The sequence below is a fragment of the Sphingomonas psychrolutea genome (assembly GCF_014636175.1).
Classification (GTDB): domain Bacteria; phylum Pseudomonadota; class Alphaproteobacteria; order Sphingomonadales; family Sphingomonadaceae; genus Sphingomonas; species Sphingomonas psychrolutea.
The window spans coordinates 242,099-263,758 of record NZ_BMDW01000003.1 but is presented as its reverse complement, the minus strand read 5'-3'; the positions used below and the strand labels follow the sequence as shown (position 1 = coordinate 263,758).

General features: G+C 64.9%; 20 protein-coding genes. 14 read left to right on the top strand and 6 right to left on the bottom strand.

The features are described from left to right. Positions 1-91: 91 nt before the first annotated feature. From IEV62_RS04115 to IEV62_RS04060, 12 genes are all read left to right on the top strand, one after another. On the top strand, positions 92-1,591 hold the full coding sequence (locus tag IEV62_RS04115; protein ID WP_188445588.1) for an acyl-CoA ligase (AMP-forming), exosortase A system-associated: 1,500 nt from the start codon (positions 92-94) through the stop codon (positions 1,589-1,591). 142 nt (positions 1,592-1,733) lie between these two features. Beyond that, positions 1,734-2,963: a pyridoxal-dependent decarboxylase, exosortase A system-associated gene (locus IEV62_RS04110; protein ID WP_188445587.1), complete on the top strand. Its 1,230-nt coding sequence runs from the start codon at positions 1,734-1,736 to the stop codon at positions 2,961-2,963. A gap of 148 nt (positions 2,964-3,111) precedes the next feature. After that, entirely contained in the window at positions 3,112-3,726 is a 615-nt protein-coding gene (locus IEV62_RS04105; protein ID WP_373868542.1) for an XrtA/PEP-CTERM system exopolysaccharide export protein, read from the top strand. 15 nt (positions 3,727-3,741) lie between these two features. Next, on the top strand, positions 3,742-5,259 hold the full coding sequence (locus IEV62_RS04100) for an XrtA system polysaccharide chain length determinant (RefSeq protein ID WP_188445585.1): 1,518 nt from the start codon (positions 3,742-3,744) through the stop codon (positions 5,257-5,259). Then, complete coding sequence (locus IEV62_RS04095; protein WP_188445584.1) at positions 5,256-6,170, top strand: P-loop NTPase family protein; 915 nt, start codon at positions 5,256-5,258, stop codon at positions 6,168-6,170. Before IEV62_RS04100 ends, IEV62_RS04095 begins: the two co-directional genes overlap by 4 nt. Then, positions 6,167-7,801: a hypothetical protein gene (locus tag IEV62_RS04090; RefSeq protein WP_188445583.1), complete on the top strand. Its 1,635-nt coding sequence runs from the start codon at positions 6,167-6,169 to the stop codon at positions 7,799-7,801. Before IEV62_RS04095 ends, IEV62_RS04090 begins: the two co-directional genes overlap by 4 nt. 39 nt (positions 7,802-7,840) lie before the next feature. Then, positions 7,841-9,022 carry an ExeA family protein gene (locus tag IEV62_RS04085; protein WP_188445582.1) on the top strand — a complete coding sequence of 394 codons (1,182 nt, stop codon included), beginning with the start codon at positions 7,841-7,843 and terminating at the stop codon, positions 9,020-9,022. A 4-nt stretch (positions 9,023-9,026) separates the two neighbouring features. Beyond that, complete coding sequence (locus IEV62_RS04080; protein WP_188445581.1) at positions 9,027-9,884, top strand: XrtA system polysaccharide deacetylase; 858 nt, start codon at positions 9,027-9,029, stop codon at positions 9,882-9,884. After that, complete coding sequence (locus IEV62_RS04075; protein WP_188445580.1) at positions 9,881-10,954, top strand: FemAB family XrtA/PEP-CTERM system-associated protein; 1,074 nt, start codon at positions 9,881-9,883, stop codon at positions 10,952-10,954. The genes IEV62_RS04080 and IEV62_RS04075 overlap by 4 nt, the downstream gene beginning before the upstream one ends. Beyond that, positions 10,954-12,165, top strand: coding sequence for a TIGR03087 family PEP-CTERM/XrtA system glycosyltransferase (locus IEV62_RS04070; RefSeq protein WP_188445579.1), 1,212 nt, complete (start codon positions 10,954-10,956; stop codon positions 12,163-12,165). Before IEV62_RS04075 ends, IEV62_RS04070 begins: the two co-directional genes overlap by 1 nt. Positions 12,166-12,169: 4 nt before the next feature. Next, entirely contained in the window at positions 12,170-13,726 is a 1,557-nt protein-coding gene (xrtA, locus tag IEV62_RS04065) for an exosortase A (RefSeq protein ID WP_188445578.1), read from the top strand. Between the two features lie 133 nt (positions 13,727-13,859). After that, complete coding sequence (locus IEV62_RS04060) at positions 13,860-15,752, top strand: XrtA/PEP-CTERM system amidotransferase (RefSeq protein WP_188445577.1); 1,893 nt, start codon at positions 13,860-13,862, stop codon at positions 15,750-15,752. A 1-nt stretch (position 15,753) separates the two neighbouring features. Here the strand turns inward: IEV62_RS04060 and IEV62_RS04055 are convergent, their stop codons facing one another. The 3 genes from IEV62_RS04055 to IEV62_RS04045 all read right to left on the bottom strand — a co-directional run bounded on the left by IEV62_RS04055 (position 15,754) and on the right by IEV62_RS04045 (position 18,664). Then, the gene (locus IEV62_RS04055) at positions 15,754-16,182 is read right to left on the bottom strand and encodes an MAPEG family protein (protein ID WP_188445576.1); all 429 of its coding nucleotides are present in this window, start codon (positions 16,180-16,182) and stop codon (positions 15,754-15,756) included. A gap of 59 nt (positions 16,183-16,241) precedes the next feature. Next, positions 16,242-17,291, bottom strand: a complete 1,050-nt coding sequence (locus tag IEV62_RS04050) for a 1,9-bis(guanidino)-5-aza-nonane synthase (protein ID WP_188445575.1) — start codon at positions 17,289-17,291, stop codon at positions 16,242-16,244. A gap of 152 nt (positions 17,292-17,443) precedes the next feature. Further along, positions 17,444-18,664 carry a type III PLP-dependent enzyme gene (locus tag IEV62_RS04045; protein ID WP_188445574.1) on the bottom strand — a complete coding sequence of 407 codons (1,221 nt, stop codon included), beginning with the start codon at positions 18,662-18,664 and terminating at the stop codon, positions 17,444-17,446. 137 nt (positions 18,665-18,801) lie between these two features. On the opposite strand from IEV62_RS04045, the gene IEV62_RS04040 reads away from it, so the two are divergent. Beyond that, entirely contained in the window at positions 18,802-19,770 is a 969-nt protein-coding gene (locus IEV62_RS04040) for a threonine ammonia-lyase (protein ID WP_188445573.1), read from the top strand. A gap of 156 nt (positions 19,771-19,926) precedes the next feature. Further along, positions 19,927-20,094, top strand: coding sequence for a hypothetical protein (locus IEV62_RS04035; RefSeq protein ID WP_188445572.1), 168 nt, complete (start codon positions 19,927-19,929; stop codon positions 20,092-20,094). A 22-nt stretch (positions 20,095-20,116) separates the two neighbouring features. Here IEV62_RS04035 and IEV62_RS04030 read toward each other — a convergent pair whose 3' ends face one another. From IEV62_RS04030 to IEV62_RS04020, 3 genes are read right to left on the bottom strand one after another with little or no spacing between them, the layout of a single operon-like run. After that, complete coding sequence (locus IEV62_RS04030; protein ID WP_188445571.1) at positions 20,117-20,584, bottom strand: PIN domain-containing protein; 468 nt, start codon at positions 20,582-20,584, stop codon at positions 20,117-20,119. Beyond that, on the bottom strand, positions 20,584-20,853 hold the full coding sequence (locus tag IEV62_RS04025) for a hypothetical protein (protein ID WP_188445570.1): 270 nt from the start codon (positions 20,851-20,853) through the stop codon (positions 20,584-20,586). Before IEV62_RS04025 ends, IEV62_RS04030 begins: the two co-directional genes overlap by 1 nt. 27 nt (positions 20,854-20,880) lie before the next feature. Next, the gene (locus IEV62_RS04020; protein WP_188445569.1) at positions 20,881-21,537 is read right to left on the bottom strand and encodes an alpha/beta hydrolase; all 657 of its coding nucleotides are present in this window, start codon (positions 21,535-21,537) and stop codon (positions 20,881-20,883) included. Positions 21,538-21,660: the final 123 nt, after the last annotated feature.

The window sequence follows — 21,660 nt, the reverse complement described above, 5'->3', positions numbered from 1 at the left end:
CTTTGTTATGCTGCGTCGCGATAGAGACTGGGGCATGAGATGCCAAGAGGTCCCTGTTCACACCACGGCGGTCGCGGCTATCAGGAGCGTGATGATCGCCCTCGACCCAGTTCCTTGCCCCATAGATACGCTGCCGTCGCGCGGGCAGGCCGCCGCCGTCGCGCTGATCGATCGCGCGGGGACGCTCGAGTTCGCCGGGCTGGAGCGATGGACCGGTGAAGTGGCGGCATGGCTGCGGGGGCAGGGGCTGCCTCCTGGGGCGCGAGTGGCGAGTTGGCTGCCCAAGACGCGGCTCGCCTGCGTGCTGCCGCTTGCCGCACCGCGCGCCGGGCTGGTGCATGTCCCGATCAACCCGATGCTCAAGCACGCGCAGGTGGCGCATATCCTCAGCGATAGCGGCGCGATCGCGCTACTGACGCAATCGGCGCGTCTGGCGTCCTTGGAGCCGGGGGATGTGCCGGCTGATTGCGCGGTATTCGATGAGGGCGATGTCCACAGTGCCGACGCGCTGCCGCCCTCCGCTGCCGACCCCGATACGCTGGCCGCGATCCTCTATACTTCGGGCTCGACCGGGCGGCCCAAGGGGGTAATGCTCAGCCATGCCAACCTCTGGCTCGGCGCGGTCTCGGTGGCGCAATATCTGAAGCTGGCGCCCGCTGATCGCGTGCTCGGCGTACTGCCGCTCAGCTTCGACTATGGACAGAACCAGCTCTTCTCGACCTGGGCGGCGGGGGCGAGCTATGCGCCGCTCGATTATCTGACCGCGCGTGATGTCGTGAAGGCGGTCGAACGGATGCAGCCGACGACGCTCGCTGGCGTCCCGCCCTTATGGGTGCAGTTGCTTGAGAGTGAATGGCCGAAAGCGGCGACATCATTATTGAAAAGGCTCACGAATTCTGGCGGTACGTTGACGGCACCGCTGGTCGCGGGCCTCCGCCAACGCTTCCCGCAGGCCGATATCTACCCGATGTACGGCCTGACCGAAGCCTTCCGCTCGACCTATCTGCCACCCGATCTGGTCGCTACGCACCCCGATTCGATCGGGCGCGCGATTCCCTTTGCCGAGGTGATGGTGGTGCGGCCCAATGGCGCACAAGCCGCGGTCGGCGAAGCAGGCGAGCTGGTCCATGCCGGGCCGCTCGTCGCGCACGGCTATTGGCGCGATCCGGAGCGGACGGCCGAGCGTTTTCGACCCGCACCCGTCTGGGCCAAATCCGGCGGCATGGCAGTGTGGTCGGGCGATACGGTGACGGTGGATGCCGCAGGCCTGTTGCGTTTCGTCGGGCGCGATGATGAAATGATCAAGAGCGCGGGCAATCGCATCAGCCCGACCGAGATCGAGGAGGCGGTCGTCGCGGGCGGCGAGACGGCGGAAGCGGTTGCGTTCGGCGTGCCGGACGTGCGGCTGGGGCAAGCGATTGTGGTGGTGGCGCGTGGCGATGGCACGCGCGAGGCCGATCTGCGCGCGCGGCTCCGGCGCGATTTGCCGAGTTTTCAGCAACCGTCGCGCTATGAATGGCGCGCGGAATTGCCGCGCAACGCCAATGGCAAGCTTGACCGCGCGGCGCTCAAGGCGGAGATTATTGCATGACGGCGCCCTTTATTGCCTTTCCCCACGCAGGCCGGGGCCCAGTTGCGAGCGGTGCGTTTTTGACGGTAGCGCTCTGTTCCCACTGTTTCGTACCTCGGCCCCGGCCTGCGCCGGGGAAGGTCGAAGTTGGCGGTTTGGCGTCATGAAGCCGATGGGCACCATTCCCGCTGAATTCTCGCACGCGCCACTCAGAATCGCGGGTGAGACCGCCGAGCATTGGGCGGACGTCGCGGGCGACACCCCGCTGTTCGTTTATGATTTCGGTGTGGTCGCGGCGCGCATTGCACGCTTTCGCGCGGCTTTTTCGGGGGTCGATCTGCATTACGCGATCAAGGCCAATCCATTTGGCCCGTTGCTCGATGCGATTGCACCGCTGGTCGATGGGTTGGACGTCGCGTCGGGCGGCGAAGTGACTTGGGCGACGCGGCGCAAAACGCCAAACGCCATCAGTTTTGCCGGGCCGGGAAAGCGCGATGACGAACTGGAGCTCGCGATCCGCGCCGGGATAACGATCAACCTCGAATCCGCGCGCGAGGCCGAGCGCGCATTGCGGATCGGCGAACGAACCGGCTTTACGCCGCGCCTCGCAATCCGCGTCAATCCCGAGCTGGAATTGCGCGGCTCCGGCATGCGAATGGGTGGGCGCGCATCGCCATTCGGGATCGATGCCGATCAGGCCGCAGCGGTCGCGCGGCAGGTGATCGATACGGGTGCGAACTGGCGCGGGTTGCACATCTATGCCGGATCGCAGGCGCTTGGCGGCCTGGCGATTATCGAGGCACAGCGCGCGACCTTGCATCTCGCTGGCGATCTCGCGGAGGCGATTGGCGTCACGCCGCCGCTGGTCAACCTCGGCGGCGGATTTGGCATTCCCTATTTCCCGGGGGAGCAGCCGCTCGATGAAATGGCGATCGGAAATGCACTAGCCGAAGCGCTCGACGATCGTGCGCACAGCCTCGAGAACACGCGCTTCGCGATCGAACTAGGCCGCTGGCTTGTCGGCGAATGCGGCGTGTACCTCACGCGCATCGTCGATCGCAAGGAAAGCCGCGGCGAAACGTTCCTGGTCACCGATGGCGGCATGAACCACCAACTTGCGGCGAGCGGCAATCTCGGCACCGTGGTGAAGCGCAACTACCCCGTCGCCATAGCCTCCGCAGAGGCCGACGCCGCGACCGAAACCGTTAGCGTGGTCGGGCCGCTTTGCACGCCGCTCGACCGGCTCGCCGACCGCGTCACGCTGCCGGTGGCCGCGGTTGGCGATCTCGTCGCGGTGTTCATGGCGGGTGCCTATGGCCTCAGCGCAAGCCCGACCGCGTTCCTCGGGCACCCGGCCCCATGCGAGCTTTTGGTGGGCATTACAGGCAGCTAAGTCCACCATTCCTAACGCAATCTTTACCTCTCGCGCGGCATATCGGCATGATCGCCGCGACCCTGTTCGGATGCCTCAGACGTGATGCATCGGCGGAACCGCGCGGCAGGAGGTTTGTATGGCGCATTTTTCCAAGACTTTCCGCATGATGCTGGTCGCTGGCGTCGGCGCGATGGCGCTCACCAGTTGTGTCGGCGCGAGCCGTCCCGAACTCCCCGCCGCCACCTTCGTCGCGAGCCAGGAACAGCCGGGCGAAGAGTATATCATCGGCCCGCTCGATCAGCTCAACATCTTCGTGTGGCGTAACCCCGAACTGTCGACCAAGGTCCAGGTCCGCCCCGACGGCCGCATCACCACACCCCTGATCAGCGACATGCCTGCCGTCGGCAAGACGCCGCGGATGCTCGCCGACGACATGAAGATCGCGCTCGGCGAATATATCAAGGATCCGCTCGTCTCGGTCATCGTCGAGAATTTCTCAGGGACCTTCAGCCAGCAAGTGCGCATCATCGGTGCGACTGCGAAACCCGCCTCGATCCCGTATCGCGCCAATATGACGCTGCTCGACGCGATGATCGCGGTGGGGGGCTTGAGCGAATATGCTGCCGGCAACCGTGCCAAGCTCGTCCGCTACGACCGCAGCACCGGCAAACAGGTCGAATATACGATCAAGCTCTCGACCCTGCTCAAGGATGGCGACAGCCGTGCGAACGTCCGCCTCGAACCGGGCGACGTGATCATCATCCCCGAGAGCATGTTCTAAGGAGCGCGCAGGGGGATGAACGGCCTTTACGATGAGCTGCGGATTGCGCTGCACACGGTCTGGACACGCCGCTGGATCGCGCTCGCGGTCGCGTGGGGCGTCGCCGTGCTTGGCTGGGCGGCGGTCGCGCAAATCCCGAACAGCTACGAATCTCGGGCGCGCGTGTTCGTGCAGATGAACACGATCCTGCCCAATGCGGTCGGCATCAGCGCCGCTGATCAACAGCGCGAGGTCGATACGATCCGCCAGACGCTGACCTCTGCGATGAGTCTCGAAAAGGTCGTGCGCGGGACCGATCTCGCCAACACCGTCAAGACCGACCGTGATGTGGCGGATCGCGTCGCGGGCCTGTCCAAGGCGATCAAGATCACCGCCGAGCAGGACAATCTGTTTTCGATCGTCGCCACCGGATCGAGCCCCAAGGTCACGCGTCAAATCGTGCAGAAACTGATCGACCTGTTCGTCGAACAGAATCTGTCGGGCGACCGCGATGAGACGAGCACCAGCCTGAAGTTCCTCGATGCGCAATTGGCGGAGCGGCAGAAGCAGCTTACCGATGCCGATGCCAAGCGCACCGATTTCCAGAACCGCTACCTTGGCAGCTTGCCGGGCACGGGCTCGCTCACCGACCGGATGGGGGCGGCACGCTCCGCCATGGCGCAAGTCGACAGCGATCTCGCCGCCGCACAATCGGGCCTGGCCGCGATCAATGGCCAGATGGCGGGGACACCCGCCAACATCGCAGGCGCGGCGGGCAGCGTCAGCGCCGGGCCGGCGCGCGCCCGGCTGAATGCAATTCAGGGCCAGCTCGCCGATGCGCGCGCCAGGGGCTATACCGAAAGCCACCCCGACGTGATCGCGTTGCGCAGCCAATTGGCATCGGCGCAAGCGGCGGCCCGCAATGAGCCGCTGGTCGGTGGCGCGGGCGGTGGATCGACCAATCCCGCTTATATTTCGCTGCGCTCGCTGCAGGGCGACAAACAGGCGCAAGTCGCCTCGCTGATGGCGCGCAAAGCGCAATTGCAGGGTGACCTCGATACGATCACGGCAAAGCTCGCGGGCAATCCGCAAGTCGCCGCCGAGCAATCGCAGATCGAGAATGATTATCAGGTGCTCAAGGATGGCTATGCCAAGCTGCTCGGCGACCGCGAGGCGATCAAGCTGCGCGGCCAGGCGCAAAGCCAGACCGATTCGATCAAGTTCAGCGTGATCGATCCGCCGACGGCACCGCGCGTGCCGGCGGCACCCAATCGTCCGTTGCTGTTGACCGGCGTGCTGATCGCGGGGCTGTCCGTCGGCGTCGCGGTCGCCTTTGCGCTGGGTCAGCTCAAGACCACCTTTGCGACCGCCGCCCGGCTGGAAAAAGCGACCGGCATGCCGGTGATCGGCTCGATCGGCGAAATGGTGACCAAGGCGCAGGTCGCGACGCGGCGGCGGTTGTTGCTGTATTACGGGGGCGGGGCTGCGGCGCTGGGGGTGGCGTATATTGCCTTGCTCGGGGTCGAGATGCTCCAGCGGGGGTTGGCGGCATGAGCGACACGGCACCCCGCAAGGTCAAAGCCTCGCTCCTCGAGCGCGCCGCCGAAGTCTATGATTTCGCCGAACATGCGCGGGCGCGGGGCGCACCTGTCGCACCGCCGCCGGTCACGCAGCCGCTCGCTGCGCCGCTGCCCATCGGCCCGGTGGCGAAGCTCGCGCGGCGGGGCGGGGTGGCGGTGATCGACCGCGCGCTGCTGGCCGAACGTGGCCTGCTGGTGCCGGGTGCCGCAATCGACGCGCTGACCGAAGAATTTCGCCTGGTGAAGCGGCAGTTGCTCACCACCGCGCGCACCGTGCGGCGCGGCGATGCCGATCTGTCGCGCACGATCCTCGTGTGTTCGGCGCAACCCAATGACGGCAAGACATTCTGCGCGGTCAACCTCGCCATTTCGATGGCGGCAGAGCGCGATGTCGAAGTGCTGCTGATCGACGCCGATTTCGCCAAGCCCGACGTGATGGCGCGCCTTGGCCTGCCCGATGGACCCGGTCTGCTCGACGCGCTGGCCGATCCGAAGGTCGATGTCGAACGCTGCGTCGTACGCACCGACGTGCCGCAGTTGAGCTTGCTGCCGTGTGGCACCAAGTCCAACGCGGATACCGAACTGGTCGCCAGCGCGCGGACGGGCGAACTGATCGCGCAATTGCTCGCCGCTGACCCGACACGCATCCTGATCTTCGATTCGCCACCGGTGCTCGCCGCTTCGCCGGCTTCGGTGCTCGCCAATTATGCCGGGCAAGTGATGCTCGTTGTCCGCGCCGACCGCACTGGGGAGAGCGACTTGCGCGAAGCGGTCGCACTGCTCGATGGCTGCGAACATGTGCAACTGGTTCTCAATGCCGTCGCCTTCGCACCCGGCGGCCGCCGCTTCGGCACTTATTACACGCAGGAGGAGGACGCGACATGACGCGCCCAATCGCAGCTGTATCGACCGTCCTTGGTGCCGGGCTGATCGCCCTGCTCGTGGGTGCGCCTGCGCATGCCCAAGCGCAGAAGCGTAAGACGTCGATCGCGCCTTATATCGAAATCGGCCAGGTCGTGACCGCCGATCTCAAGACCGATGACGTGCTGACCTATTCGACCGTCGCCGCCGGGATCAGTGCGTCGGTCGAAACGCGCCGTACCCAGGTGCAAGTGAGCTATCGCTACGAACGGCGCTTTTCGTACAGCAAGAAAGTCGGCGATGACGATGTGCATAGCGGCCTTGCCCGCGCCAGCTTCACCGTCGCACCCGGCTTCACGCTCGAAGGCGGCGCGATCGCGACGCGCGTCCGCTCGGACATTCGCGGCGCGGCACCCGGCACACTGGCGGGCAATGTCGACAATATCAGCCAGGTCTATTCGGCCTATGCCGGCCCCAATCTCGCGACCCATGTCGGCCCGGTCGGCGTGGCAGCAAGCTATCGCTATGGCTTCACCAAGGTCGAGGCGCCCGGCGCGACCGGCGTGCCCGCGGGTAGCCCCCGGCTCGACGCCTTCGACACGTCGCAAAGCCATGTCGTCAATGTCAGTGCAGGCGTGAAGGCGGGGACAATCCTGCCGGTCGGCGTCAACGTCTCGGCGGCGTATGAGCGCGGCACGGCGGGGCAGCTCGACCAGAAATATGAAAGCAAGCTCGCGCGCGGCGACCTCGTCCTGCCCGTGCTGCCGACGCTCGCGCTGACGGCCGGTGGCGGCTATGAAAAGATCACCATCACGCAGAAGGACGTGCTGAAGGACAGCACCGGCGCACCCGTGACCGACGCGCGCGGTCGCTTCGTCACCGACCCGGCCTCGCCGCAACGCATCGCCTATCAGACCGACGGGATCATCTACGATGCCGGGGTGATCTGGCGGCCGTCGGGGCGCACCACGCTGCAGGCGCGCGCCGGGCGGCGTTATGGCGGCATGACGTATAGCGGATCGTTCAGCTATGCCGCATCGCGCGCGCTCGGCGTGCAGATCGGGGTGTATGACAGCGTCGATACTTTCGGGCGACAGCTCCGCAACGGCATTTCGAATTTGCCAACCAGCTTCATCGAACAGCGCGACACCTTCGGGCAGCAATTCAGCGGCTGCACCTTCGGCAATCCCGGTGTGACCGGCGGCTCGGCCGGCGGGTGCCTCAACGGCGTATTCCAGTCGATCTCGACCGCGGCCTACCGCGCGCGCGGCATCGATGCGGTGATCGCGGCGAAGCGCGGTGCGCTCAGCTTCGGGGTTGGCGGCGGTTATGCCACGCGGCGCTTCTCCGCGCCGACCGGTACAACCGGCTTCACCGTCAACGGCATCACCGACAACAGCTACTACGGACAAGCGTTTGTTGCGGTGCCGATCGATCGCAATTCCGGGGTGAACGGCAACGTCTTCGCCAATTATTACGAAAGCGGCATCGCGTCGGCCCCCGGCGTGTTCAGCACCGGCGCAACCGGGCTTTATTATCACAACTTTGGTCGAATCTCGACCACCGCTTCGGCCGGGATCTACTCCTTCACGCAGAAGGGCGCGGACGATCAACTGTCGGCGCAGGGCCAAGTCGGTGTGCGGTATCAATTCTGAAACGCCTGGGTCAGTAAGACCCCGTGCGAGGACAGTGACATGTACGAAGATCATTACGGATTGAGCGGCCGACCGTTCGCGCTGACACCCGATCCGCGCTTCTGGTTCGATACCGCCACGCACCGCAAGGCCATGGCCTATCTCGGTTATGGCCTGGCGCAGGGCGAGGGCTTCATCGTCATCACGGGCGATGTCGGCGCGGGCAAGACGACGCTGGTCGGCCATTTGATGGCAACGGTCGATGCGACGCGGCTGCACGTCATCAAGATCGTCTCGACCCAGATCGAGGCGGAAGATTTGCTGCGGATGGTCGCGGGTGGGCTCGAGATCGACAGCGACGGCCTGACCAAGGCGCAATTGCTCGTCGCGATCGAACGCGGGCTCCACGCGACCGCGCGCGCCGGACGACGCACGCTGCTGATCGTCGACGAAGCGCAGGCGCTGCCGGTGTCGAGCCTCGAAGAATTGCGGATGCTGTCCAACTTCCAGACCGGCGGCCATGCCTTGTTGCAGATTTTCCTGCTCGGCCAGCCCGAATTCCGCGAGCGGCTGCACGGCTCCGACCGCCTCGAACAGTTGCGCCAGCGCGTGATCGCGATGCACCATCTCGATCCGATGGAGGCCGACGAGGTTGAACCTTATATGCGGCATCGCTTGGGCGTCGTCGGCTGGACGGGGCGCCCGCATTTTACCCCCGATGCCTATGCCGCGCTCTTTGCCGCCTCGGACGGGGTGCCCCGCCGACTGAACCAGCTTGCCGGACGGGTCTTGTTGTTCGGTGCGATCGAGCAGATCGATACGATCGACGCGCGCGCGGTGGCGAGTGTCGTGGCGGATATTGCGGGCGATATGCCGGGTGTGAAACCGATTGCCGTTTCGGCACCCCACAGCGTTCGCGAAACCGAAGCCGCTGCCGAGCCGTCCGTGCAGGTCGCCCCAGCGCCTGGACCAGACCTGCAACCGGAATCGGAAGCACCGCGCCCACTGCCGATCGCGCATATCCCACCGCCCGCCGAACCGCGCCCGATCCGCCTGTCGCGCGACGAACCGCTGGAGGCGTCCGAACCTGCGCAGGACGGCCTCGTCGACCGCATCGCCGCGCTCGAGGCGCGGATCGACGAACAGGACATTGCGCTGCGCCGCGTGCTGACGCTGCTGGTCGATTGGGCCGAGGGCGAGCAGACCCCGAACCTCGCGTCTGTGCGCGCCGCGGGAGGCTGAAGTCATGCGGCACGCTATGTCGGTGGATATCGAGGACTGGTTTCAGGTCGGCGCCTTCGAAAAGGTGATCGCCAAGGCCGACTGGGATTCGCTGCTGCCGCGCGTCGAACGCAATACCGATGCCGTCCTCGCCTTGTTCGCCGAAAGCGGCACAAAGGCGACCTTCTTCACGCTCGGCTGGGTGGCTGAACGCTATCCCGCGATGATCCGCCGAATCGTCGAGCAGGGGCATGAATTGGCCAGTCACGGCTGGGACCATGACCGCGTCTTTACCCTCGATGCCGCGCGCTTCCGCGCCGACATTGCCCGCGCGCGGAAAGCGCTGGAGGACGCCGGTGGTGTCGCGGTGACGGGATATCGTGCGCCAAGTTTCTCGATCGACGCGCGCACGCCTTGGGCCCACGCCGTGCTGGCAGAGGAAGGCTATGCCTATTCCTCCAGCGTCGCGCCGCTGCGCCACGATCATTACGGCTGGCCCGAAGCACCGCGCTTCGCCTTCCGCCCGCTGGACGATTCCGCTCTGATCGAACTGCCTGTCACCGTCGCCGAACTGGGCGCGCGACGGATGGCGACGGGGGGTGGCTTCTTCCGGCTGTTTCCGGCGGCGCTGACCGATTATGCGGTGCAGCAAGTGGCCAAACAGGGCCAACCCGCGATCTTCTATTTTCACCCGTGGGAAATCGACCCGGGGCAGCCGCGCGTCGCCAACGCGCCGGTCAAATCGAAGCTGCGCCACTACAGCCGCCTGGGCGCGATGGCGGGCAAACTGCGTGGGCTGCTGGCACGGCACCAGTGGGGCCGGGTCGACGAGGTCGTGCGCGATCTGCAGCCTGTCGCCACGCCGGTGGCGCTGGCGGCATGACGATCCAGCCGCTCTCGGCGTTGATCGCGGTGCGCGCGGTCGATCTGCACGATGCGAACGAGCGCGCGCGGATCGATGCGTTTGTTCACGCCCATCCCGAGGGAACGCCTTTCCACTTGACGGCGTGGAGCCGCGCCGTCGCACAAGGCTGTGGCCAGACCAGCCATGGCTTGGTCGCCGAACGCGCCGACGGGTCGCTCGCCGGGGTGCTGCCGCTTACCGAAATTCACTCAATCTTGTTCGGCAAGGCACTGGTTTCGAATGGATTCGCGGTCGGTGGCGGGATCCTGGCGGAGACCGATGCGGCCGTCCCGGCGCTTGCCAATGCCGCCTGGGCGATGGCGCAGCGGCTGGGCTGCCCGACACTCGAACTGCGCGGCGGGGCGCTGCCCGCGGGCGACTGGCAGGTCGATCGCGATACGTATCTCGGGTTCGCGCGTTCGCTGGCTGATAATGACGCGGCCGAATTGCTCGCCATTCCGCGCAAACAGCGCGCCGAGGTGCGCAAGGCGCTGGACGCAGATCTCGGCATTTCTGTTGGCTGTCACCGCAGCGACATCAAGGCGCATTATGCAGCCTATGCAGAGTCGGTGCGCAACCTTGGTACCCCGGTGTTCCCGGCGGCGCTGTTTCGCGCGGTTTTACAGTATTTTGGTGAATCCGCCGATATCCTGACGGTGCGGCATGAAGGGCGCGTGGTGGCCAGCGTATTGAGCCTCTATTTCAACGGTACGGTCTATCCCTATTGGGGTGGCGGCAGCCCCGCTGCGCGGGGTTTGCGCGCCAATGACCGGATGTATTTCGCGCTGATGGCGCACGCGCGGGCGCGGGGCTGCACCCGCTTCGACTTCGGCCGGTCGAAGGCCGGGACCGGGCCTGCCGCGTTCAAGAAAAACTGGGGTTTCGAAGGCGTTCCTCTGTTATACGCCAAACGCGCAGTGTCGGAATCGGCGGTGCGTGAGATCAATCCCACCAACCCACGCTATGCCAAGAAGGTCGAGCTGTGGAAGACGCTGCCGCTCTGGGTCGCCAACCGGGTCGGGCCGCATATTTCCAAAGGCCTCGGATAATGGGCGACATTCTTTTCCTCGGGCACCGCGTGCCATATCCGCCCGATCGGGGTGACAAGATTCGCGGCTTTCATATTCTCAAATTCCTGGCGGCGCGCAAACGCGTCCATTTGATCGCGTTTGCCGACGATACGCGCGATATGAAGCGCAAGGGCGGGCTGGCGAAACTGACCGGCAACCGCTCGATCATTTGGCGTTCGAAATCGCGTGCGACGGCGGCGATCGAGGCGTTGATGTCGCGCAAGCCGATCTCGCTGACCGCCTTTGACAATGCATCACTGCGCGAAGCGGTCGAGTCGATCCTGTCGCGCCATTCGATCGACACGATCTACGTCTTCTCCAGCCAGATGGCGCAATATCTCCCGGCGCGCCCGCGGCAAAAGATCATCATGGATTTCGTCGATATGGATTCGGCGAAATTCGACTCCTATGCGAAGCAATCGCACGGCCCGATGGGGTGGTTGATGGGGCGCGAGGCGCGACTGCTGCTGCAGCATGAGCGCGCCGTCGCGCACCGTGCCGATGCCAGCCTGTTCGTCAGCGAAGCCGAGGCGCAACTGTTCCGCGACAAAACGGGCGCGGAGCGCGTCCATGTCGTCGAAAACGGCATCGATACCGAATTTTTCGATCCCACCGCGCAGTTCAAGTGGATCGACACGACCGGTGCGCTGATCGTCTTTACCGGCCAGATGGATTACCGCCCCAATATCGAGGCGGTGACGTGGTTCGTCGAATCGATCCTGCCGCATATCCATGTGCGCCATCCGAACGCGCGCTTTGCGATCGTCGGGCGTGGCCCGACCGATGCGGTGAAGGCGCTTGCCCGGCAAAGGGGTGTCATCGTGACGGGCGAAGTCGCCGATGTGCGCGGCTGGATCGCGGCGGCGTCGGTGGTGGTCGCTCCGCTGAAAATGGCGCGGGGGATCCAGAACAAGGTGCTTGAGGCGATGGCGATGGCGCGCCCCGTGGTCGCATCGGCCGCCGCCGCCGAGGGAATCGATCATGCCCGCAAAATTCGCGTCGGCGCGACTGTCGGCGAAATCGCCGAGCAGGTGATCGCCGTGCTCGACGATCCCAAGGGGGCCGCGCAAATGGGGCGCGAGGCGCGCGCGCAAGTGCAGGGGCGCTATAGCTGGGAAGCGCGGCTTGCCCCGCTCGACGCGATCCTCGGCATCAGCATCAAAGCGCCACCGCGCCGCAACGTGGCGTGACGCGATGACAATCCCCGTCCCTGCGGCGGCATTCGCCCGAGCAGGGGCGGCGGGCCAAGTGGGGGCTGTCGGTGCAGCATGGCGGCGGCACAGCGCGATCCTTGGCGGCGTTGCCCTGCTGCTGATCGCTGCGTTCTGGCACGATGTTGTCGCGCTGGCGACGATTTGGTGGACCAGCACGACCTTCGGGCATTGCCTGTTCATCGGCCCGGTTCTCGCATGGCTGGTGTGGCAACGCCGCGCTGGCCTGGCGCAGTTGACCCCGGTTGCCTGGGCTCCAGGCCTCCTGTTGGTTGCGCTCGGCGGGTTCGGCTGGTTGCTGGGTGAGGCAGGCGGGGTGGCGCTCGCGCGGCATCTTGGCATCGTGTTGATGCTACAGGGCGCGGTTGTGACGCTCCTCGGCCCGAACGTTGCGCGCGCTTTGCTCTTTCCGCTCGTTTACGCCGTTTTCTTGGTGCCCTTCGGCGAGGGGCTGGAAGAGCCGCTCCAGAGCGCGACCGTCGCGATGACGATGCCGCTGCTCCATCTGTTCGGCGTGCCCGCGCAGGTCGATGGTGTGCTGATTACCATTCCGGGCGGCTATTTCGAAGTGGCCGAGGCGTGTTCGGGCGCGAAGTTCGTGATCGCGATGATCGCCTATGGTGCGCTCGTCGCCAATGTCTGTTTCGTGTCGTGGCGCAGACGCGCGATCTTCATGGTCGTGGCGGTGGTCGTGCCGGTCATCGCCAACGGCCTGCGCGCGTTCGGAACGATCTATGCCGCGTATCTCACCTCGGTCGAGCGCGCGACCGGTCTCGACCATATCGTCTATGGCTGGGTGTTTTTCGGATTGGTGATGGCGGCGGTGCTCGCGATCGGCTGGCGCTGGTTCGATCGCGCGCCCGATGCGCCGGTGTTCGATCCGGCGCGGTTGCAGGCGCAGCCGACGTTGCGGATGGACGCACTGATCGCGGCAACCTTGGTGCTGGCGAGCGCCGCGGTCTTCCCCGCCTGGTCCGCCGCGATTGCCGGGCGCGCACAAGTGCTGCCGTCGCAAATCGCCCTGCCGGAGGTTCCCGGCTGGCACCGCACCGGTATCAGCACGCGTGCGGCCTGGTCGCCCAACTACCCCGGCGCCGATCACTTCCTGTTCGGCCGCTATGCCGACGCAAGCGGCGATACGGTCGATCTCGCCATCGCGGTCTATGGCAGCCAGCGCGAGGGCAAGGAACTGGTTGCGTTCGGCGTCGGCGTGCTGCGTGAGGATGACCGCTGGGTGCGCGTCGCCGATCTGCCCGATCTCGCCGGAGGCGCGGCGATGCGCATCACCGCACCCGGGCCGGTCGAGCGGCAAGTCGCGACATGGTACCGCGTCGGTGACGTGGTGACGCATCGCGGCGTGATTGTGAAACTCGAAAGCCTGAAGGCCAAGCTGCTCGGCGGACCGCAACGGGCGGTGGCGGTGCACGTCTCGGCCGAGGTGATGCCGGGTCGCGACCCGCGCGCTGCGATGGCGCGCTTCGTTACGGCACTCGGGCCGATCAACCGCGTCGCGGATCGGGCGGCGGGGATGCCTGAGTGACGGCACACCATATCCGTCACCCCGGCCTTGAGCCGGGGCCCATCGTGCAGCGAATCCAGCCGGCGATGCGTGCGCGGAATCATGGGCCCCGGCTCGAGGCCGGGGTGACGCTTATTGTCCGGGTGACGCGTTAGTGTGCGGCATCGCCGGTCTCTATTATCCCGCTACCCCCAAGCCCGTCGATCCCGCGCGGATCCGGGCGATGGCCGACGCGCAAGCGCATCGCGGGCCCGATGGATCGGGTGTGTGGACCGCGCCCGGCGTCGGCCTCGGCCATCGTCGCCTCTCGATCATCGATGTGGCAGGCTCGCCGCAACCGATGGCGAGCGCCGATGGCGCGCTGACCGTCACCTACAATGGCGAAATCTATAACTTCGCGGCACTCCGCGCCGAATTGCAGGCGATGGGCGCGGTGTTCGTCACCGCAGGCGATACCGAAGTGCTGCTCCACGGTTGGGCGGCATGGGGCCCGGCGATGCTCGATCGGTTGAACGGCATGTTCGCCTTCGCGCTGCACGATGCGCGGCGGCAATGCCTGTTCCTTGCGCGTGACCGGCTCGGCGTGAAGCCGCTACACTATGCCGAACTGTCCGATGGCGCGGTCGCCTTCGCGTCGGAGTTGAAGGGCCTGCTCGCGCATCCGCTGCTGCGTCGCGCGCCGCAGATCAGCGCGGTCGAGGATTATCTCGCCTTCGGCTACGTCCCCGACGACACCTGCCTCGTCGCAGGGGTGAAGAAACTGCCCGCCGGACATTCCCTGCTGATCGAACGCGGCAAGGCCGTGCCCGCGCCATCGCGCTGGTGGGACGTGGATTTCAGCCGCCGTGCGACTGGCTCCGCCAAGGCGCTCGAAGAAGAGTTGCTCGCTTTGCTGCGCGATGCCGTCACCTCGCGGATGGTGGCGGACGTGCCGCTCGGTGCATTCCTGTCGGGCGGGGTCGACAGTTCGGCGGTCGTCGCGCTCATGGCGGAGGCGTCGCGCGGCGCGGTGCGGACCTGCACGATCGGCTTCGACGAAGCGAGCCTCGACGAGCGCCGCTATGCCGACGAGATCGCGCAGCGCTTCGCCACGCAGCACCGCGAGCGGATCGTCGCAGCAAATGATTTCAGCCTGATCGACACGCTCGTCCACGCGTTCGACGAGCCGTTTGCCGATGCCTCGGCGCTCGCCACCTACCGCGTATGCGAACTTGCGCGCGAAGATGTTACAGTCGCGCTCTCGGGCGACGGCGCCGATGAAGCCTTCGCCGGCTATCGCCGCTACAAATTTCAGGCGGCGGAAGAACGGGTAAGAGGCCTTGTCCCCGCTTCGATCCGCCAGAATTTGTTCGGCACGCTCGGCCGCTATTATCCCAAGGCCGATTGGGCGCCGCGCCCGCTGCGCGCCAAAACCACTTTGCTCGCTCTCGCCGCAGATGGCGCGGAGGGCTATGCCCGCTCGGTTGGTGTCACCACGCCCGCTCTGCGCGCGGCCCTGTTCAGCGACGCCGCCCGCAGCGCGCTCGGCGGCCACCGCGCCGAGGACCGCTACGTCCGCTCGATGCGCGATGCGCCAGCGCGCGATGCGCTCGACCGCGCGCAATATGCCGATTTCCAGCATTGGCTGCCCGGCGACATCCTCACCAAGGCCGACCGCACCAGCATGGCGGTCGGGCTGGAGGCGCGCGAGCCGCTGCTCGATTATCGCCTCGTCGAATTCGCCGCGAAACTCCCCGCCGGACTGCGGTTGAAGGGAGGGCAGGGGAAGTGGCTGCTCAAAAAGTCGATGGAGCGATACCTCCCCAAGGACATTCTCTACCGCCCGAAAATGGGCTTCGTCACGCCGATCAGTGCGTGGTTGCGCGGGCCGCTCGCCAACGAGGCGGCGGCGCTCGCCAAATCGCGCGTGCTGATCGGCACCGGCTGGTTCGATCCCGCCACGATCGCGCGCCTCGCCGAGGATCACCGCGCCGGTCGCGCCGACCATGGGCGGACGCTGTGGCAATTGGTGATGCTCGACCGATCGATGGCGCGGTTGTTCGGCTGAGCTACGCGAACACTGCCATCGCCGCGTGCAGCGTCAGCGCGATCAGGCACAGCGTAGAGAGCAAAAACAACAGAAAGCGGATGTTGATCTTGTTGATCGTCGACTGAAGAACGCTGTGGGCGATCCGAATCGCGACATAGCCCCAGGCGATCCAGGCGTTAACGCCGTTGCCAGTCCCGCTCAGCGCGATGACGATGGCGATCGCGTAGAAGATCGTCGGCTGTTCCATCAAATGCATGTAATTGTGCGCGGGCCATTGCGCCTTGTCCGGCACCACGCCGTCGAGCTGCCCCGGGCGGCTGCCGCGTATCTTGCCGAGATCGATCCCGGCTTTCTTCAGCGCGGGAATGCGCACGGCAACCATCCACGCCCACATCACCAGCGACCAGGCGACGAGCACGACGACCGGTTTTAGAATTTCGCTCTGCATAAAAAGCCTCCCCCAAATTGCTTCGGGGGAGGCTGCATCATTCGGTAGCGAAGCGCAACTTAATCGAAGCTGGCACCCCAGCGACGCTTCACGCGATTCTTCCACAAGCCGCGGTGATAGGCGTCGCTGGCGAGCAGCGGCATCACCGAACCGGCCTCGGCGAAGACCATCTGCTCGATCGCGGTGTTGACCTTGCCCCACGACGCCGCCTCCTGCAGCGTCGAGGACGAGCACGCCCCGTCGCGCACGTCGGCGACGGTGATCTGCACGGCGTATTTGTGCACCTGGACATCGTCATGGCCGAGGATTTCGGCACAGACGACCGTATCCTGGATGAAGTTCTTCGGCACGCCGCCGCCGATCATCAGCAGGCCGGTAACGCCTGCCTTGATCTTGATTTCGGTCAGCTCGCGGAAATCGGCGATCGCGTCGAGCACCATGTACGGCTTGCCCGCCTTAACGCTGTCGACCTGATGCTTGACCAGCCCGAAGCCGGCCGAGCTGTCAACGAATGCCGGGCAGAAGATCGGCACGTCATGCTCATACGCGAGCTTGACCAGGCTGTTGTCCTTCTTGCCATGCTCGACGAGGTACTTGCCCATCTCGCGGATGAATTCGCGGCTCGAATAAGGGCGGGGTTCCAGCGTTTCGGCAATCTCGAAGATCGTATGGTCGACGTGCTGGAGCTCTTCCTCGTCGATATAGGTGTCGTAGATGCGGTCGATCAGCAGCGAGCGCAGCACGTCGTCGTGCGGCACGTCGAGCGCCTGATAATGCTTGTGGCCAAGGCCTTCGAAGAAATCCATGTCGACGATCGACGCACCGGTCGCGACGACGCCGTCGATCATGTTGTTGCGCAGCAGTTCGGCATAGAGGTCCATGCACCCGCCCGCCGAGGTCGATCCGGCGATGACGAGGAAGATCGAGCAATCGGGATCGGCGAGCATCTGGTTATAGATGTCGGTCGCGCGGCCGAGATCGCGGCTGGTGAAGCTCATCTTCTTCATTGCGTCGACAATCGGCCGCGCGTCGAAGCTGGTGATGTCGATATGTTCGACGGTGGTCGAGAGGAGCTCGGCCTTGCGGTTGGTGTTGAGGACTTCGGTCATTTCTTCTTCTCCTCCCCTCCCGCTTGCGGGAGGGGGCAGGGGGGTGGGCTCGCGTGAACCGCGAGGGATGGTGTGGGGAGAGCGCAGGCCCACCCCTCGGTCCCCTCCCGCAAGCGGGAGGGGAGGAAGAAGGCCATAGTGGTGTTGCCGTGTTACAGCGTGACGACGTTCGAAGCGACTTCGCGCTCATCCCCGACATACAGCGACGCCATCGGCTCATCCGCGACGATCACCGTCTCGTCCGATCCGAAGCCGTTGAACGCGGTGCGCATCGCCGATCCATACGCGCCGAGCATCCCGATCTCGAGATAGTCGCCCGCCTGCACGTCCGCCGGCAGATAGAACGGACCCACCATATGGTCCATGTCATCGCAGGTCGGGCCGTAGAAGCTGAACGGCATGTCCTTCGACCGGCTCTCGGGTTCCCGCAGCAATTCGACCGGGAAGCGCCAGCCGATATGCGCTGCATCGAACAACGCGCCGTAAGCACCGTCATTGATGAACAGCTCATCGCCGCGGCGCTTCTCAACGCGCACCACGATCGAGCTATATTCAGCGCACAACGCACGACCGGGCTCGCACCACAGTTCGGACGAATAGCTGACCGGCAGCGATTCGAACGCACGGTGGATCGTCTCGAAATAACGTTCGAGCGGGGGCGGTTCCATTCCGGGATAGGTCGAGGGGAAACCCCCGCCGACATCGATCACGTCGACCGTCACCGCCGCATCGACGATGGCGGCGCGAACACGCTCCATCGCATTGGCATAGGCTTCGGGCGTCATCGCCTGGCTGCCGACATGGAAGCAGATGCCAAGCGCATCCGCCGCCTGGCGCGCACGGAACAGCAGTTCCTTGGTCTCGCCCGGGGCCGCGCCGAACTTCGACGCGAGGCTCAGCTTGGAATGTTCCGACGATACGCGGAGACGGACGCACAGCGTCAAATCCTCGGCATGGTTGGTCGCCCGGACGATCTTCTCCAGCTCTTCCACGCTGTCGAGCGAGAACGTCCGCACGCCATAGTCGAAATAGGCCGAAGCGATCGACTCCGCTGCCTTGACCGGGTGCATGAAGCACAAGGTCGCGTCGGGCAGCGTGGTCGCCACCAGCCGCACCTCGGCAATCGAGGCGACGTCGTAATGCGTGATTCCGCTGCCCCACAGAATCTGCAGGAGGGCGGGAGACGGGTTCGCCTTCACCGCATACATCGAGCGGCCCGGGAACTTCTCGACGAAGAACCGGGCCGCACGCGATGCCGCATGCGGACGAACCAGCGTGACCGGCTGAACCGGCCGCTGCTTAGCGATGTCGAATACCGAAGTGGTAGTCGAAGGGGTGGTCGCTAACCCCAGCGCGCGATGTAGATTGTGCAATTCAAGGGACCTCCAATGTCCGCAGACAAGTTCACGAAACACTGCCTTGCGGTTGGAAGTCCCATGGGGCAGCGGATGGGCGCAATACGGTCGCGCTTTTCTATTGTAAAGCGGTTTTAGACCCCCGGAGATAATGCGTGACAATTTTAAGACAGCCGACCCGCGCCGGGGTGCGCGATGCCGCCGCAAAGGTCACCGCGATCGTCCCGCCGTCGCCCTTATTCGTGGTGGAAATCGAAGGGGTTAAGGTCGCTTTCAAGGCTGAATGCTTGCAGCCGATGGGCGCGTTCAAACTGCGCGGGGCATGGCATCGGCTCACCGCCATTGAATCCGATTTGCGCAGCAAAGGCGTCGTCGCTTTCTCATCGGGCAATCACGCCCAAGGAGTCGCGTGGGCGGCGAAGCGGCTCGCCATGCCCGCGCTGATCGTCATGCCCTCCGATGCCCCCAAAGCGAAGCGCGAGGGCACGCTCGCGCTCGGGGCGGAGGTGGTGACCTATGACCGCGCGACGGAGAGTCGCGAGAAGATCGCAGCAGCCCTCGCGGCGGCGCGGGGCGCAGTGTTGGTGCCGAGCTTTGACGACCCGTGGGTGATTGAGGGGCAGGGGAGTGCCGGGATCGAAGCGGCGGCGCAGATGCAGGCGGTCGGCCTCGGCGCGCCGACTCGCGTGGTCGTGCCATGCGGTGGCGGTGGCCTGGCCGCTGGTCTGGCGCTGGCCTTACCCGATGCGGGCATCACGGTGGCGGAGCCCGAAGGCTGGGACGACATGCGCCGCTCGCTCGAGGCCGGCTGGATCGAGGAAGTCGGCGCTTCGCCACCGCCGACCGCCTGCGATGCCTTGCAGACCAAGCGCGTGTCGGAGCTGACCTTCCATGTCCTCTCGCGCCGTGGCGCGACGGGTGTGGCGGTGAGCGAAGCGCAGATTCGCACAGCGCAACGCTGGGCGGCAGAGCGATTGCGGCTGGTGGTCGAACCCGGTGGCGCGGTCGCGCTGGCGGCGCTGCTGGCGGGGCGGGTAAAGGTCGAGGCTGGGATGCTGGTGCTGCTGTCGGGCGGGAACGTCGATTTGGCGGCGTACGGGCGGGTGCTGGCGGGCATCTCTTAACTCCTCCCCCAACGGGGGAGGGGGACCGTGAGCATTCAGCGAACGGTGGAGGGGCAGCCCCAAACGCCGTCACCCGCAACTGCCCCTCCACCATTCGGCCGAAGGAGCCGAACGGTCCCCCTCCCCGTACCGGGGAGGAATGGTTAGTAACCCCCCATGACCACGCTCGAATCGCTCGCCCCCGCCATCGCGATGCTCGCGGCCTTCGCCTGCCTCCTCGGCGGCGGCACGCTGATCGCCAAGCGCCAGAACGCGCGCAAGGGCGTGCTGATGCTGGTGATGGCGGCGGTGCTGGTCGGGAATGTGCTGATCTGGACGATGTGAGGGCTTACACATGCTGGAACTACTACAGGAGTCCGGCATCCTCTCGCAAATGATTGAAATTTATGGCGCTATGGCCTGCCGCAACGCTTGCGATATAGAGATCAAAGTCCACACTTACCAGGCTACACCCGTCGGCAAGCAAGGCAAGGATTGCAGCGTCCGTAACACCAAGCCGGACATATTCGGGTATTTTGACGACCGTTACACCAGAAACGGCCAGTTCATCGGATTGCAAGATCAGTTCAGCTAACGATACGCTGGCCAAACTCGCCAAAGGGTTCGAAGTCTGTCGAATTAGGTTTGATGTTTCTGCGAGGATATGAGGAGTCGTCACCCAGTGTGTAAATCCGCCAAGCACTTGAGCGAGCAATTCGTAATCAAGGGCGTTATAGGCTTGTAAACGCTTATGACGCGCAATCCAATCTACACCGACTCTGCCCACCGCCAAAAGGCAAAGCAGATTTGTGTCTATAATGACACGGTGCGACATTAAAACTCGGTTGCGTGACGATTTCGTACGGCCAATACATTGCCGCCATCGTCTATCTCGACCGCCTTGTAGGTACGCTTATCTGCAATTGGAAGGAGAGGAGACCTTGACGGATTGTCCCATGGCCGCGTGAAGCCGATCGTTACATTCCAAATCGATTTCTCATCGTCGAAACGTACCTCTTCCAGCCCGATATTGGTCGCACCTTCCGGGCCAAAAATCTGAGTTACATAGCTTTTTGCTTTTGCAACAGCAGCTTGAACGTCCATCGCTACCCTCCTCAATATCGACGTCTTCTAGCGAATCGGTGAATTCGGATCGAGCCGCATGTCCAGATACTTGTCCACCGACCCCATCAACTGCGGCATTTCATGCTCAAAGAAATGGTTCGCCTTGGGGATCGTGTCGTGGTGGATCGTGATGTGCTTTTGCGTGCGCAGCTTGTCGACCAGCTTCTGCGTCGCGAGCGGCGGCGAGACTTCGTCATTCTCGGCCTGGATGATGATGCCGCTCGCCGGGCAGGGGGCCAGAAAGGTGAAGTCGTACATGTTGGCGGGCGGCGCGACCGAGATGAAGCCGCGAATTTCCGGGCGGCGCATCAGAAGTTGCATTCCGATCCACGCGCCGAAGCTGACTCCCGCGATCCAGGTGGTCGAGGCCTCGGGGTGGAAGCTCTGCACCCAGTCGAGCGCGCTCGCCGCGTCGGAGAGCTCGCCCACGCCATTGTCGAACGTCCCCTGGCTCTTGCCGACGCCGCGGAAATTGAAGCGCAGCACGGCGAAGCCACGCCGCTGGAAGGTCTTGTACAGTTCCAGCACGATGTGATTGTTCATCGTGCCGCCGGCTTGCGGGTGCGGGTGGAGGATCATCGCGACCGGCGCGCGCGGGCGCGGGGCGGGGATGAAACGGCCTTCGAGACGGCCGTCGGGGCCGGGGAAAATGACTTCTGGCATCGGACCTGCTGACTAAAAAAGGGGCGCGCAGCCCAAGATATTTGGGCGCGGGAAGTTGCGCGCTATATAAGCACAACGCTCCCCTTCGCAATCACTTCGGAACCGACCGCCTTTTGACCGACC